The sequence below is a fragment of the Vibrio sp. 10N.261.52.A1 genome (assembly GCF_002876325.1).
Taxonomy (GTDB): domain Bacteria; phylum Pseudomonadota; class Gammaproteobacteria; order Enterobacterales; family Vibrionaceae; genus Vibrio; species Vibrio chagasii.
The window spans coordinates 1-404 of sequence record NZ_MCYD01000139.1; the positions used below are offsets into that span (position 1 = coordinate 1).

General features: G+C 39.1%; 1 pseudogene. It reads left to right on the forward strand.

Annotated features, from left to right (window positions below):
- Window positions 1–53: 53 nt before the first annotated feature.
- Window positions 54–404, forward strand: a pseudogene (locus BCT81_RS28985) (Ig-like domain-containing protein); the annotation flags it as partial.

Here is a 404-nt window from a genome sequence, read left to right on the forward strand (position 1 = left end):
AAATTAACTCGGTGTTTTATCTACCAAATTCCAATCTTAAAGATGATGCGTAGATGCAAAAATTTCTGATAACTATCCTCCATTTTTGCATCCTAATAATCTTATTAGGATGCAATCCAGAAGAAGTAGAAAATCCAACCAGTGAATCAGCGGTAATATTAACACGAATTGATATTAGCCCCTCACCTGTAAAAACACGAGGAACAAGCCAGTTAACCTTGGCTAAAGGTAACCAGCAAGAATTCATCGCCACTGGTCATTTCTCTGATGGCTCGTCAAAGATCCTATCAAATTTAAGCTTAAGCGCGTGGCGATCAGATAACGAAGAGATCGGTTTCTTTTCTAAATCGGGTGTATTATCAACGGGTAATACAACTGGGCATGTCACGGTCGAAGCCATCAAA